Below are 14,298 nucleotides of genomic sequence, written 5' to 3'. Positions count from 1 at the left end.
ATGTCTGAGAAAACTTTTCTGGTGGAAATCGGCACTGAAGAGCTGCCACCAAAAGCACTGCGCAGCCTGGCTGAGTCCTTTGCTGCAAACTTTACCGCGGAGCTGGATAACGCTGGCATCGCGCACGGCAACGTTGAGTGGTTCGCTGCGCCGCGTCGTCTGGCGCTGAAAGTCGCGAATCTGGCGGAATCTCAACCCGATCGCGAAGTTGAAAAACGCGGTCCGGCCATTGCTCAGGCGTTTGACGCTGAAGGCAAACCGAGCAAAGCGGCAGAAGGTTGGGCACGTGGCTGCGGTATCACGGTTGATCAGGCTGAGCGTCTGACTACCGACAAAGGCGAATGGCTGCTGTACCGTGCGCATGTAAAAGGCGAAAGCGCAGAAACGCTGCTGCCAAACATGATCGCCACGTCACTGGCGAAGCTGCCTATCCCGAAACTGATGCGCTGGGGCGCGTCTGATGTCCACTTCGTGCGTCCGGTTCACACCGTGACCCTGCTGTTGGGCGACAAAGTGATTCCGGCAACGATTCTGGGCATTCAGTCCGATCGCGTGATCCGCGGACACCGCTTTATGGGCGAGCCGGAATTCACCATCGATTCTGCCGATCAGTACCCGGAAATCCTGCGTGAGCGCGGCAAAGTAATTGCGGATTACGCTGAGCGTAAAGCGAAAATCAAAGCCGATGCTGAAGAAGCAGCGCGTAAGATTGGCGGTAACGCTGACCTGAGCGAAAGCCTGCTGGAAGAAGTCACCTCGCTGGTGGAATGGCCGGTAGTGCTGACTGCGAAGTTCGAAGAGAAATTCCTCGCAGTTCCGTCTGAAGCGCTGGTTCACACCATGAAAGGTGACCAGAAGTACTTCCCGGTATACGCGAACGACGGCAAACTGCTGCCGAACTTTATCTTCGTTGCCAACATCGAATCGAAAGATCCGATCCAGATTATCTCCGGTAACGAGAAAGTCGTTCGTCCGCGTCTGGCGGATGCCGAGTTCTTCTTCAATACCGACCGTAAAAAACGTCTGGAAGACCATCTGCCGCGTCTGCAAACCGTGCTGTTCCAACAGCAACTGGGTACGCTGCGCGACAAGACTGATCGTATCCAGGCGCTGGCGGGCTGGATTGCTGGTCAGATTGGCGCTGATGTTAACCACGCAACGCGTGCTGGCCTGCTGTCCAAGTGCGATCTGATGACCAACATGGTCTTCGAATTCACCGACACCCAGGGTGTGATGGGCATGCACTACGCGCGTCACGATGGTGAAGCGGAAGATGTAGCTGTTGCGCTGAACGAGCAGTATCAGCCGCGTTTTGCTGGTGATGACCTGCCGTCGAACCCGGTAGCTTGTGCCGTGGCGATTGCTGACAAGATGGACACCCTGGCGGGTATCTTCGGTATCGGTCAGCATCCGAAAGGCGACAAAGACCCGTTTGCGCTGCGTCGTGCTGCGCTGGGTGTGCTGCGTATTATCGTTGAGAAGAACCTGAATCTGGATCTGCAAACGCTGACCGAAGAAGCGGTTCGTCTGTATGGTGACAAGCTGACCAACGCCAACGTGGTGGATGACGTTATCGACTTTATGCTCGGTCGATTCCGCGCCTGGTATCAGGACGAAGGTTATACCGTCGACACCATTCAGGCCGTACTGGCACGTCGTCCGACTCGTCCGGCTGATTTTGACGCACGTATGAAGGCGGTTTCGCACTTCCGTACGCTGGAAGCCGCGTCCGCGTTGGCTGCCGCGAACAAGCGTGTATCGAACATCCTGGCGAAGTCTGAAGAGACGCTGAATGACCGCGTGAATGCGGCAACGCTGAAAGAGCCGGAAGAAATTGCGCTGGCGATGCAGGTGGTTGTGCTGCGCGATAAGCTGGAGCCTGTCTTCGCTGCCGGTCGTTACCAGGAAGCGCTGGTTGAGTTGGCGGAACTGCGTGAACCGGTTGATGCGTTCTTCGAGAAAGTGATGGTCAACGTAGAAGATAAAGATCTGCGTATTAACCGTCTGTCTATGCTCGAAAAACTGCGCGAGCTGTTCCTGCGCGTGGCTGATATTTCTCTGCTGCAGTAACGGCCCTGCGCTGACTTAGAAAATGCCGGATGGTGGCTTCGCCTTATCCGGCATTTTTTTATGTTGTTAGCGCAACTGCAATTTTGTCAGACAGGTCTGGCTGTCTTCCATCGTCTTAATAGGATACTCCGCCGTTTTACCGTTGTAGCTCACTGCGATGGTGCCTTCCATATTGCGCGGTAGCCATACCCCGACAAAGCCATTTCGGCCGCTCTTCATCGCTTTTTGTACCACCACATCACCCTTGTTATCCGTCACTTTGACATTGAATGTCTTCTCCGGCATTTCGCCCTGGCAGCCAGAAAGGCTGTGGTTGAAACAAGGATGTGTTTGCCATTCATACGGGGCAAACGACAGATAGAACTTGTCACCGAGCGGCAGGGTATAAACCTGATCGCCCGAAGAGAGCTTCAACGCGGTGCTGGTGATGGACGCTGAGTACGGCAGCGGGCGACTCTGCGGTGACTGATCAATCGTCTCTACGATTTGTTCGACGGATTTCCCGCTAAGCCCGTGTTCGGCCAGAAAAGTAGCTTCCGGCGTTGCCGCGAAAGCAGTACCAGTGGTGAGCAAACCTAAAATCAGCAGCAGTGAGGATTTCGACATAGCTTCAATTCCTTGTGAAAATTGTGGAATATAGACTGGCTCACTATAAAGCTTGCCCTTAGGGAAAGGTCAAAGGGACGACGGGTAAAGTAATGCAAAGAAGCGTTGGGGAGGGGGAGACTTACAAAATACAGATAAAAAAATCCCCGCCGTTTGGCAGGGATTCAGAATTTTGAGCTTTTTAAGCTTACAGGCTGGTTACGTTGCCAGCTGCCGGGCCTTTAGCGCCGCTTTCGATGGTGAAGGAAACTTTCTGACCTTCGTCCAGGGATTTGTAGCCATCGTTCTGGATAGCAGAGAAGTGTACGAACACGTCTTTAGAGCCATCGTCAGGAGTGATGAAGCCGAAACCTTTGTCAGCGTTGAACCATTTTACGATACCAGTCATTTTACCGGACATAGTGTATTACCTTTTAAAAAATAAGTGTGCCTTTCGGCGATATGGCGTGCTTTACAGATTTTTTAACAGTAAAGGAAATGCTCACTACGAAGGGTATCAACGATAACTCTTGAAGGGACTTGCCTTACTAACTGCTGTAATGGTCTGTACGTCAAACCGTTGAGGGCATTAACTCATTTTACGCATGTGGATGCAACTACTATTTTCTTTTTTGTGGATAACCTTCGTAAGAGAACGGCCCTGTTACAGGACCGTTCTTGAGCAAAATTGAAAAATAGTTCAATCCATCAGTTGCTTACTTAACCTAGGGTCTGCCTGAATCAGGCGCATTAACTTCAATTCGGTAGTGGAAGGCTTTACGCGTTTAGACTCCCATTCATGAACCATCGCGACCGTCACGCCCATCACTCGGGCGAAATCATCTGTTTTTAAACCTGTCCCTCGTCGTAGCTGTTCAAATTCGGTGAAAGGGTTGGTTTTTTGCGGCAGAGTGACCGTCTGCGATACATCTTTAAAAACAATCTGCTCCAGACTGCTTAGCAGTTCAAACATAGGATCTTTGTATTCCATTGAGAACTCCTACAAATCACACAGCGGGATCGTGAATTTCTTCGAAGCTCATTAAGAGTAGTCGGAAAAAATGAAGCCGGATTTAAGGTTTGCGTGATGGATTCGTTTCAGCGGATCGCAGGTGACAATCTATTGCTGGCTAACGAACTGATAAAGGTCAGGATCTCCGAACGATCGATTCCGATTGTAAAGATGACTAAAATATGACGCTGAGTGGTAAATGCAGCATTGTTTAGCAAAACGAACGGTGGCGGGAACGGTTATTTTCCCCCACAAGATTACGCGGAAAGGGTATCTTGCGGGGCTGACCTGGACTATCCTTGTCAACGTCAGGCACGCGGGTGTCGTTGTGCGCATTTTTGGGTGAAAGGAGTATTAAAATGGCGACAGGTAAGTCCTGCTCTCGCTGGTTTGCGCCTGTTTTGGCGCTCTTAATGGTAGTTGGCCTGAGTGGGTGTTTTGATAAAGAAGGCGATCAACGCAAAGCGTTTATCGATTTTCTGCAGAATACTGCAATGCGTAGCGGAGAGCGTTTACCAACGCTGACCGCCGATCAGAAAAAACAGTTTGGCCCGTTTGTGTCCGATTACGCGATTCTGTATGGCTATTCGCAGCAGGTTAATCAGGCGATGGACTCCGGTCTGCGCCCGGTGGTTGATAGCGTAAATGCGATTCGTGTTCCTCAGGATTATGTGACTCAGCGTGAGCCGCTGCGTCAGGCAAATGGTGCGCTAGGTGTATTAGGGCAACAGTTGCAGAATGCGAAACTACAGGCAGATGCTGCGCATGGCGCGCTGAAGCAGGGCGAAGATCTGAAGCCGGTCTTTGATCAGGTGTACAACAAAGTTGTTACTGCACCAGCAGAGGCCTTACAGCCGCTGATCCCTGCCGCGCAAATTTTCACGCAGCAGTTGGTGCAGGTTGGTGATTTTGTGGCACAGCAGGATACTCAGGTGAGCTTTGTCGCCAACGGTATCCAGTTCCCAACGTCACAGCAGGCAAGTCAGTACAATACGCTGATTGGCCCGTTGGCTGCTCAGCATCAGGCATTTAATCAGGCCTGGACTGCTGCGGTGAATGCCGCTCAGTAATTAAGATACGGTAATGCATGAAAGGCCGGGTGAGCGTAAGCGCTACCCGGCCTTTTGTTTATGATGCGACCTGCGGGTTTACGCAGTTCTTCTCAACGCGTCCTTGCAGCGCATCGATTAAGTTATCCACCGCACAGGCCGCCATGTTGTAGCGCGTTTCGTGCGTGGCTGAACCAATGTGCGGTACGGCCACCACGTTGGGCAGTGACAGTAGAGGTGAGTCTACCGATAATGGCTCTTGCTCAAATACATCCAGGCCAGCGGCATGAATTTCGCCTTTTTGCAGGGCGGCAATCAACGCTTTTTCATCGACCACCGGGCCACGTCCGGCGTTAATAAAAATGGCGGAAGACTTCATTTTTGCAAACTGCTCGGTGCTGAACAGATGATGCGTTTCGTCGGTTAACGGCAGGATCAGGCAGACAAAATCAGACTCCTGCAACAGCGTATCGAGGTCGCAGTAACGTGCATTGAAGCGTTCTTCTGCTTCCTGATGGTGACGGCGCGCATTATAGAGAATCGGCATGCTAAAGCCGAAATGCGCACGTTGTGCCAGCGCCAGCCCAATGCGGCCCATACCGACAATCCCCAGCGTTTTGTGGTGTACATCGGTACCAAACCAGTCCGGTCCGATACTTTTGGTCCATTCGCCAACCTTTACCCGTTCGGCAACTTCCACTACGCGGCGTGCGGTGCTTAACACCAGCGCCATTACCGTATCGGCGACGGTTTCCGTCAGCACGGTTGGCGTGTGCATCAACAGCACCTTACGCGCGTTGAGGGCATCGACGTCGAAGTTGTCATAGCCTACGGAAATCGTGGATGTCGCACGCAGCCTGGGCATTTTCTCCAGCAGAGCGGTATTGACGGCTTCACTGGAGCCCAGCAGACCTTCTGCATTGGCAAAAGCGTCGGCGTGCTGTGCGACCGTTTCCGGGCGCAGGTTAGGCACCTGAGTCACAGTAAAATGTTCTTCCAGGCGATGCAGTAAATCGTCAGGTAACGCTTTATAGAGAATAATGGACGGCTTCATGCGAATCTCCGTAAGTTAAAATTTAAGCGTGGCGTGCGCCAACCGGAATTTGGGAATTATTAGCAGGCTTAACAATTAAAGTTAGCCACACTGAGACAAAAAGCGCTACCCCCATAAAAATGTACGAGGCGGACGGGCTGCCGGTAGCGCCATTGAGGTAGCCGACAAACCATGAACCAAAGAATGAACCTAGCGCGCCCATGCTGTTGATCAGCGCCATTGCTCCACCGGCGACGTTGCGCGGCAGCATTTCCGGGATGATGGCGAAGAAGGGACCATAGGGGGCATACATTGCCGCGCCTGCAATAACCAACAGCGTGTAAGAAATCCAGAAGTGGTCTGCGCCTACGGCCCAGGAGCCGATAAACGCGAACGCCGCGATCAGTAACAGTGGCCAGACAAACAGCTTACGGTTTTGTAGCTTATCGGACGCCCAGGAGACGAGGATCATCGCCGCTGTCGCCGCCAGATACGGTACGGATGACAGCCAACCAACTTCCACCATCCCCAGGTTTGCGCCGCCGTTGCGGATAATCGACGGCAGCCACAGGACAAAACCATAAACGCCAATACTCCAGGCGAAATACTGCATACACAGCAGGATGACGTTACGTGAGCGGAAAGCCTCGCTATAGTTACGTACGGCTTTGATGCCTTGCTGCTCTTTTTCCAGTTGTGCCTGAAGCGCGGCTTTTTCAGATTCTGACAGCCAACCGACCTGAGACGGTTTGTCTTTTACCAGCACCCACCAGCAGAACGCCCAGATGATGGCCGGGAAGCCCTCGATGATGAACATTTCTCGCCAGCCCAGCGCCTGAATCAGGTAACCGGAAACTACGGACATCCACAGAACGGTGACCGGATTACCGAGGATCAGGAAAGTGTTTGCGCGCGAGCGTTCAGATTTCGTAAACCAGTTGCTGATATAAATCAGCATTGCCGGCATCACGGCGGCTTCAACGACGCCAAGAATAAAGCGGATGGCGGCAAGCATTGGAATATTGCTGACCATGCCGGTTAACGACGCGCATGCGCCCCAGAGGATCAGACAGACAAAAATCAGTTTTCGTACGCTGCGGCGTTCAGCGTAAATTGCGCCCGGGATCTGAAAGAAGAAATAGCCGAGGAAAAACAGCGCGCCCAGCAGGGAAGAGATCCCCTTGGTAATGCCGAGGTCTTCGTTGATACCGGCGGCGGAGGCGAAGCTGAAGTTCGCGCGATCAAGGTACGCCAGGCTATACGTGATAAACACGATTGGCATGATGTACCACCAGCGTTTTGCTGCATTAGTTGAGCTATTCATAGACTGCCCTCTGGTTATGCTGATACGCCGCCTCTGTATGTAGGGTACAGAGTTGGCCGGGAGTTTATTCCCCTAATTGTTCACGTGTGGGTAATCCTTCGCTGTCGCCCTGAACCTGAATGGCCAGTGCGCCAATTTTATTGCCGCGTGTCACCGCCTGATGCACCGAGTGGCCTTCCAGCAGGGCGCTAATAACGCCCACGGCAAAGCCATCGCCTGCGCCGACCGTATCGACCACGTTGTCGACTTTTACCGGTGCCACGCAGCCCTGTTCGCCGCTGGCGGTTTTGTACCAGGCGCCATCAGCCCCGGTTTTGACGATCACAGCCTTCACCCCATGGCGCAGATAAAAGTCGGCGATGGCTTCAGGCGTCTGCTGACCGGTTAAAATCATGCCCTCTTTTAACCCAGGTAAAACCCAGTCAGCCTGAAATGCCAGGCGGTTCAGTTTTTCCACCATTTCGGCTTCGCTTTTCCACAATACCGGGCGCAAATTTGGGTCAAAGGAGATGGTTTTCCCTTGGGCTTTCAGCGTGCGGGCGGTATGCGCCAGAAGTTCATAGGAGCTGGCAGAAAGCGCGGCTGCCACGCCGCTCAGGTGCAAGTGACGTGCGCTGGCAAAATAGTTCTCGTGGTAATCCTCAATGCTGAGGTGGCTGGCAGCGGAACCTTTACGGAAATATTCCACAATGGGATCGGTTCCATTTTCGACCTTAGATTTAAGCTGAAAGCCAGTAGCGTAACGCCCGTCCTGGGTGACTCCCTGCGCATCAATCCCTTCTTTTTCCAGCGACTTAACGATAAAACGTCCAAAACTGTCGTTGCCTACACGGCTCACCCAACCGACCTTCAGGCCCAGACGGGCAAGACCGGTCGCCACGTTGAGCTCCGCGCCTGCAACGCGCTTGATAAACTGCTCCACATCCGCCAGTTCGCCGGTTTGCGTGGCGACAAACATCGCCATCGCTTCACCAATAGTGACCACATCCAGTGAATTTTTCATGCGTTACTCCTCGCGTAACAGCTCGACGTAGCGGCGGGTAACCGCCACCAAATCCTGCCCTTCCAGGGGGAACTCAATGCCGCGTGGGACATCGTTGGGCAGCGTTTTTAGCAGCGCCAGCCAGCGCGGATCGGCGGTATCTGGCGGTACGGCGCGGTAGCTGTCGCGATGTGCAACTGCGGCTTTAACATGGATATACCCAACGGTTGACGCCAGGTTCTGCGCCGCCAGTTCCGGGGAGTCGCCCACCCACAGCCAGTTGCCCATATCGAAGGTTAAAGATATCGGCAGGTTTTGCGTCTGACAGGCTTCGTTAAAGCGCTGCATCGGCTGCAGGCGTCCGCAGTCGGTCTGATCGTTCTCGACAACCAGCTCCATTCCGCTGTTGTCCAGCCATTGGCGTAGAACGTCGAACTGTTCGGTATGGGAAAAATGGCCGAGGGAGACTTTTAACCACAGTGCCTGCAAGGCCTGCGCTTCCTCAAGTAGTTCTGGAAGACGGGGGTTGAGGCTACCGTCCTCAAGGAACAACGGTTCAGGCGCAGAGTAACAGGCCAGCAGGCCGAAGATTTCGATCGCAGAGGCCATCGTGGACAGCGTCTTCAGCTCGGCGTCAGTTAATAGCTCGCGGCGGATTTCGACGCCGTCAGCACCGGCTTCAGCGATGATGGGCAGCATTGCCGTTTGCCCGCCTGCGGCCCGTACCTGGTCGTGACCGTAAGCGGCGGTGACCACCATAATTTTTCTTTTCATGGAAACTCCAGACTAGCGTTCTTGTTATAACGCTAGATGGAACCGGTTCCAAAGAAAAGTCTATGATGTCGAATTTATGATCACCATCACGAAGGTAATTTAACGGGCGGTAGAGCCGCGCACGATCAGCTCGCCGGAGAAGACCTGTTCCTGAATGGCAGCGGATCCGCCATCAATCCGGCGCACAACCTGCTCAACGGCGGTGTAACCAATCTGCCAGGTGGGTTGTTTCAACGTGGTAATACCGACGCCCGCCAGCTCAGCCCATTCCAGTTCGTCAAAGCCGAGTAAGCCAATGTCGCTCCCCCAGTTGAGTCCAATGCGTTTCAGGGCGCGGGCTACTTGTAGCGTGAGGGCACCGTTGGCAGAGATAACGGCTTTGCGCATTCCACGATGCTGCTGGTGAAACTGGCGCAGGGTGTCGTCCAGTTGCGTATTGTCCGTGAGCGGGACTTCGGCATTTTGCGCGATCACGCCGGGGTATTGCGCGAGCGTGGCACGAAAAGCGCTCAGGCGTTCGCGGCGGGTATTCACCATGCCGAGTGGTTCGCTGAGGAACAGGATGGCTTCAAAACCTTGCTCTACCAGATGCTCGGAGGCAACCGTTGCCGCCTGGGTGTTATCCAGCCCGACCATATCACAGGCGAAATCGGGAATTTTACGGTCAATCAGCACCATCGGCAGCGCAGACTGTTGCAGGCGGTTCAGCCCCTCTTCGCGCATCCCGACGGCGTTGACCACAATCCCTTCGACCTGGTAGCTGCGCAGCAGGTCGAGATAATGCAGTTCCTGATCCACTTCGTTGTTGGTGTTACACACCAGCGGGGTAAAGCCTTTATCGCGACAGGCGGCTTCAATACCACTTAGCACGTTGACGGAGTAGGGATTAGTAATATCGGCGATGATCAGGCCAATCAGGCGGGTACGACCGTGTTTCAGGCCTCTTGCCATCAGGCTGGGACGGTAGTCGAGATCGGCAATGGCTTGTTCAATGCGGGCCAGCAGCGCGTCGGAAAGCAGGTGCTTTTCACCGTTGAGATAACGTGAAATGCTGGTCTTGCCGGTTTTTGCAGCTTTCGCCACATCGCTGATGGTTGCCCGTGTTGATTTGCTCATCGCTGATTTCCCTGAATTTGGTGACAACACCTTAACGCGAAAATCAACGATGGCAAGTGCTTCATGCCGGATGGATACGGTCTGCTTCCATCCGGCACAAAACGTTACTGGATCGGGCTTAAGGTAATTTCTACGCGGCGGTTTTGCGCTTTACCTTCCGCTGTGCTGTTGCTGGCGATCGGATTTGCCGGGCCCATACCCTGAGTGCGGATGCGGTTAGCTGCGACCCCTTGAGTGATCAAGGCGCTGGCTACGGAGTCTGCGCGCTGCTGTGACAGACGCATATTCAGATCCTGGCTGCCGGTGCTGTCGGTGAAGCCCAGCACGTTGACGGCGGTTTTATTGTACTCTTTCAGTACCATCGCCACGCCGGTCAGGGTGTTAGCACCCGCAGGCTTCAGGTTGGCACTGCTGCTGTCGAAGGTGACGTTGTTTGGCATGTTCAGAATGATGTTATCGCCACTGCGCGTCACGCTGACGCCCGTTCCCTGCATTTTTTCGCGCAGTTTCGCTTCCTGCACGTCCATGTAATAGCCGATACCACCGCCAACGGCCGCGCCAGCCGCTGCGCCAATCAGTGCGCCTTTGCCGCGATCTTTCTTCGAAGAAGAGAGTGCGCCAATGCCCGCGCCGACCAGAGAGCCAATACCTGCGCCAATGCCGGATTTACCTGCTTCGCGTTCGCCGGTGTAAGGGTTTGTTGTGCAGCCAGAAACCGCCAGGGCGCCGCTCACGATGGCAGCAATAACAAATACACGTTTCTTCATCTTAATTCCTTAATGACTTTTTCTTCTTTGCCACAGCGACCGTGGCGGTTGATTATGACGTGTGAACATGAAGAAAATTCCAGGGAAGACTCTGAAATTTGTAAGTAACATTGAACGGCATAATAAATAAGCCGTCACATCGCATTCAGGAGCGCCATCTTGGCTAATTCACCCGCACATTACTCGGTGTTAACCGCCGCCCACTGGGGACCAATCCTCGTCGACACTGATGGTGAGACGGTTTTCTCCTCGCGTGGCGCGCTGCCCACCGCTCATCCCAACTCTTTGCAAACCGTGGTGCGCGACCAGGTTCACAGTAAAACGCGGGTACGTTTTCCGATGGTGCGTAAAGGGTTTCTCGCCTCGCCGGAAAACCCACAGGGCGTACGTGGGCAGGATGAGTTTGTTCGCGTCAGTTGGGACGACGCGCTGAATCTTATCCATACGCAGCATAAACGCATCCGTGACAGCTACGGCCCGGCCTCAATTTTTGCCGGTTCGTACGGCTGGCGGTCCAACGGCGTGTTACACAAAGCGGCGACCCTGTTACAGCGTTATATGGCGCTGGCGGGCGGTTATACCGGGCATCTGGGGGATTACTCGACGGGGGCTGCGCAAGCGATCATGCCGTACGTGGTGGGCGGGAACGAAGTTTACCAGCAGCAAACCAGCTGGCCGGTGGTGCTGGAGAACAGCGAGGTGGTGGTGTTGTGGAGCGCCAATCCGCTGAATACCCTGAAGATTGCCTGGAACGCGTCCGATGAGCAGGGCCTCGCGTACTTTGAGGCATTGCGCGACAGCGGTAAACGATTGATCTGTATCGATCCGATGCGATCGGAAAGCGTCGATTTCTTTGGCGATAAGATGGAATGGATTGCCCCGCATATGGGGACCGACGTAGCGCTGATGCTGGGCATCGCGCATACGCTGGTGGAAAACGGCTGGCATGACGAGGACTTTCTCTCCCGGTGTACTACCGGATATGACCGTTTTGCCGACTATCTGCTGGGTAAATCTGACGATGTTGCAAAAACGGCAAAATGGGCGGCAGAGATTTGTGGCATTCCGGCAGCGAAGATACGCGAACTTGCAGCGATATTTCACCAAAATACCACCATGCTGATGGCCGGATGGGGCATGCAGCGCCAACAGTATGGCGAGCAGAAACACTGGATGATTGTCACCCTGGCCGCCATGCTCGGACAAATCGGGAAGCCAGGCGGCGGTTTTGGGCTGTCGTACCATTTTGCCAACGGCGGCAACCCAACGCGCCGGGCTGCGGTGCTGGCTTCAATGCAGGGCAGCGTTAAAGGCGGCACCGACGCGGTAGATAAAATCCCGGTGGCGCGAATTGTCGAAGCGCTGGAAAATCCCGGCGGTTTTTACCAGCACAACGGCATGGACCGCCATTTCCCGGACATCCGTATGCTGTGGTGGGCGGGTGGCGCTAACTTCACCCATCATCAAGACACTAACCGTTTAATTCGCGCCTGGCAAAAACCGGAGCTGGTGGTCATCTCGGAGTGTTTCTGGACCGCAGCAGCAAAGCATGCTGATATCGTGCTGCCAGCAACCACCTCCTTTGAGCGTAATGATTTGACCATGACTGGCGATTACAGCAACCAGCACCTGGTGCCGATGAAGCAGGTCGTACCGCCGCAGGACGAAGCGCGAAATGATTTTGATGTCTTTGCCGAGCTGAGTGAGCGCTGGGAAAAGGGCGGATATGAACGGTTCACCGAAGGTAAAAGCGAACTGGCGTGGCTGGAGACTTTTTACAATATTGCCGGGCAACGTGGGGCCAGTCAGCAGGTGACATTGCCGCCTTTCGCCGAGTTTTGGCAGCGCAACGCCCTGATCGAAATGCCGGAAAACGCCGCCAGCGCACAGTTTATCCGTTTTGCGGATTTTCGCCGCGACCCGCAGACGCATCCGCTGAAAACGGACAGCGGCAAAATTGAAATCTACTCCGCGAGGATTGCAGGTTACGGCTACGCGGACTGCGCGGGACATCCGATGTGGCTGGAGCCGGATGAGTGGTTCGGTAACGCCGAACCGGACCAGCTACAGCTGCTTTCCGCCCATCCGGCGCACCGTTTGCATAGTCAGCTTAACTACAGTGCGCTACGTGAGCAGTACGCGGTAGCGGATCGTGAGCCGATAACGATTCATCCGCAGGACGCCCACGCGCGCGGCATTGCGGATGGCGATACGGTCAGGGTGTGGAACCAGCGCGGGCAAGTTCTGGCGGGCGCGGTGGTGACGGCGGGTATTAAACCCGGCGTCATCTGTATTCATGAAGGCGCCTGGCCTGATTTGGATCTCGCAGCGAACGGTATTTGTAAAAATGGCGCCGTCAACGTGCTGACCAAAGATCTCCCCAGCTCGAAGCTGGGGAATGGCTGCGCGGGCAATACTGCGTTGGCGTGGCTTGAAAAATACAGCGGACCAACGTTGGCGCTTACGGCGTTTGATCCGCCTGCCAGCCCATAATCCACGTGGGGTGGTGAGTCTCTTCCTGCCATGCGCCGTCTTCAATACGAAAACCCAGCGCATGGTAGAAGTTCACCGCTGATTGATTCTTCTGGTAGACCTCAAGGCTGAGTATCGAAAAGCGCTGCTGGACATGCTGCACCAGCGCTTTGCCGATCCCGCTTCTGATGGCGGCAGGTGCGACAAACAGCGCGCCGAGAAAGCGGTCGTCAATCACGCTGGCAAAGCCTTTGAGCTCGCCTTCTTCTTCCCAAACCCAGGTTTGCGCGGCTGGCAGATAAACATCCCGCACCACGGATTCACTTTCGCGCCAGTAGCGCTCTTCGATAAATGGATGGGCATGGATTGTGCTTTCCATCCACAGCGCCAGAATTGACGGCAGATCTTCAGCCTTGGATTCACGAATCATGTTGTTCTCCCGGATAACAGATGCAGCTGGTGACATGGTCGTTGACCAGGCCGCACGCCTGCATAAAGGAGTAACAAATGGTGGTGCCGACAAACTTAAATCCGCGTTTTTTTAACGCTTTAGACAGCGCGTCTGACGCAGGCGTGGAGGTGGGAATATCGCTCAGGTTGGCGGCGCGAGTCACTTGCGGTTGGTTATCAACAAATGACCAGACGAATTCGCTAAACGACTCTCCGTTTTGCGCCATCGTCAGAAAAGCGCGAGCGTTGCCGATAATGGCCTGAATTTTTCCGCGATGACGAATAATGCCGGCATCCAGTACCAGCCTTTCCACATCCTCTTCGGTCATGGCCGCCACTTTTTCCGGGTCAAAATGGTGGAAGGCGTGGCGATAGTTTTCCCGTTTCTTGAGCACGGTAATCCACGATAACCCGGCCTGCTGGCCCTCAAGGCAGATCATTTCGAACAGCTTTTTACCATCGGTTTCGGGGACGCCCCATTCCTTGTCGTGGTAGGCAATGTAAAGTGGGTCCTGGCTGACCCATCCGCAACGCTGCATATTCTTCCTCGCTGTTTTTACTGGCGTAAAAATTTCATTCGGCCCGCCTTGACGCGCCAGCTAAAAAGACAATATTTAATACAGGGCCTGATGGGCCCAATATCCTTCACACAATGACAATAATA

14 protein-coding genes are annotated in these 14,298 nt (G+C 54.2%); 3 read left to right on the top strand and 11 right to left on the bottom strand.

Features of this window, described 5'->3' with window-relative positions; genetic code table 11:
• The gene (gene glyS, locus OGX86_RS14065) at window positions 1-2,070 is read left to right on the top strand and encodes a glycine--tRNA ligase subunit beta (RefSeq protein ID WP_008786433.1); all 2,070 of its coding nucleotides are present in this window, start codon (window positions 1-3) and stop codon (window positions 2,068-2,070) included.
• A 66-nt stretch (window positions 2,071-2,136) separates the two neighbouring features.
• On the opposite strand, the gene cueP is transcribed toward glyS, so the two are convergent.
• The 3 genes from cueP to OGX86_RS14050 all read right to left on the bottom strand — a co-directional run bounded on the left by cueP (window position 2,137) and on the right by OGX86_RS14050 (window position 3,646).
• Window positions 2,137-2,676, bottom strand: coding sequence for a copper-binding periplasmic metallochaperone CueP (gene cueP, locus OGX86_RS14060; protein WP_032945331.1), 540 nt, complete (start codon window positions 2,674-2,676; stop codon window positions 2,137-2,139).
• Window positions 2,677-2,863: 187 nt separating this feature from the next.
• Window positions 2,864-3,076: a transcription antiterminator/RNA stability regulator CspE gene (gene cspE / locus OGX86_RS14055; protein WP_000014594.1), complete on the bottom strand. Its 213-nt coding sequence runs from the start codon at window positions 3,074-3,076 to the stop codon at window positions 2,864-2,866.
• A gap of 279 nt (window positions 3,077-3,355) precedes the next feature.
• The gene (locus OGX86_RS14050) at window positions 3,356-3,646 is read right to left on the bottom strand and encodes an HTH-type transcriptional regulator (protein WP_003827383.1); all 291 of its coding nucleotides are present in this window, start codon (window positions 3,644-3,646) and stop codon (window positions 3,356-3,358) included.
• A 380-nt stretch (window positions 3,647-4,026) separates the two neighbouring features.
• On the opposite strand from OGX86_RS14050, the gene OGX86_RS14045 reads away from it, so the two are divergent.
• Window positions 4,027-4,737 carry a DUF3053 domain-containing protein gene (locus OGX86_RS14045; RefSeq protein WP_003827386.1) on the top strand — a complete coding sequence of 237 codons (711 nt, stop codon included), beginning with the start codon at window positions 4,027-4,029 and terminating at the stop codon, window positions 4,735-4,737.
• A 58-nt stretch (window positions 4,738-4,795) separates the two neighbouring features.
• Here the strand turns inward: OGX86_RS14045 and ghrB are convergent, their stop codons facing one another.
• From ghrB to OGX86_RS14015, 6 genes are all read right to left on the bottom strand, one after another.
• Entirely contained in the window at window positions 4,796-5,770 is a 975-nt protein-coding gene (gene ghrB, locus OGX86_RS14040; RefSeq protein ID WP_048227295.1) for a glyoxylate/hydroxypyruvate reductase GhrB, read from the bottom strand.
• 22 nt (window positions 5,771-5,792) lie between these two features.
• Window positions 5,793-7,073: an MFS transporter gene (locus OGX86_RS14035; RefSeq protein ID WP_048215328.1), complete on the bottom strand. Its 1,281-nt coding sequence runs from the start codon at window positions 7,071-7,073 to the stop codon at window positions 5,793-5,795.
• A gap of 64 nt (window positions 7,074-7,137) precedes the next feature.
• On the bottom strand, window positions 7,138-8,076 hold the full coding sequence (locus OGX86_RS14030; protein ID WP_048215329.1) for a sugar kinase: 939 nt from the start codon (window positions 8,074-8,076) through the stop codon (window positions 7,138-7,140).
• Window positions 8,077-8,079: 3 nt separating this feature from the next.
• A complete protein-coding gene (locus tag OGX86_RS14025; protein ID WP_128316452.1) occupies window positions 8,080-8,829 on the bottom strand; it encodes a sugar phosphate isomerase/epimerase family protein in 750 nt (249 codons plus the stop codon).
• A 99-nt stretch (window positions 8,830-8,928) separates the two neighbouring features.
• Window positions 8,929-9,945: a LacI family DNA-binding transcriptional regulator gene (locus OGX86_RS14020; protein ID WP_128316453.1), complete on the bottom strand. Its 1,017-nt coding sequence runs from the start codon at window positions 9,943-9,945 to the stop codon at window positions 8,929-8,931.
• A 104-nt stretch (window positions 9,946-10,049) separates the two neighbouring features.
• On the bottom strand, window positions 10,050-10,712 hold the full coding sequence (locus OGX86_RS14015; protein ID WP_003827397.1) for an OmpA family lipoprotein: 663 nt from the start codon (window positions 10,710-10,712) through the stop codon (window positions 10,050-10,052).
• A gap of 159 nt (window positions 10,713-10,871) precedes the next feature.
• On the opposite strand from OGX86_RS14015, the gene OGX86_RS14010 reads away from it, so the two are divergent.
• A complete protein-coding gene (locus OGX86_RS14010) occupies window positions 10,872-13,205 on the top strand; it encodes a molybdopterin guanine dinucleotide-containing S/N-oxide reductase (RefSeq protein WP_071692529.1) in 2,334 nt (777 codons plus the stop codon).
• Here OGX86_RS14010 and OGX86_RS14005 read toward each other — a convergent pair.
• Together OGX86_RS14005 and tag are read right to left on the bottom strand one after the other, a co-directional pair.
• A complete protein-coding gene (locus OGX86_RS14005; protein WP_003827401.1) occupies window positions 13,174-13,614 on the bottom strand; it encodes an N-acetyltransferase in 441 nt (146 codons plus the stop codon). The two genes, OGX86_RS14010 and OGX86_RS14005, sit on opposite strands and share 32 nt — an antisense overlap.
• A complete protein-coding gene (tag, locus tag OGX86_RS14000) occupies window positions 13,604-14,173 on the bottom strand; it encodes a DNA-3-methyladenine glycosylase I (RefSeq protein WP_003846107.1) in 570 nt (189 codons plus the stop codon). Before tag ends, OGX86_RS14005 begins: the two co-directional genes overlap by 11 nt.
• Between the last annotated feature and the right edge of the window lie 125 nt (window positions 14,174-14,298).

Origin of the sequence: Citrobacter sp. Cpo040, from assembly GCF_030332915.1 — a bacterium.
Lineage (GTDB): Bacteria > Pseudomonadota > Gammaproteobacteria > Enterobacterales > Enterobacteriaceae > Citrobacter > Citrobacter portucalensis.
Note: the sequence above shows the minus strand (reverse complement) of the source record. Positions and strands in the feature narration are given on the sequence as shown.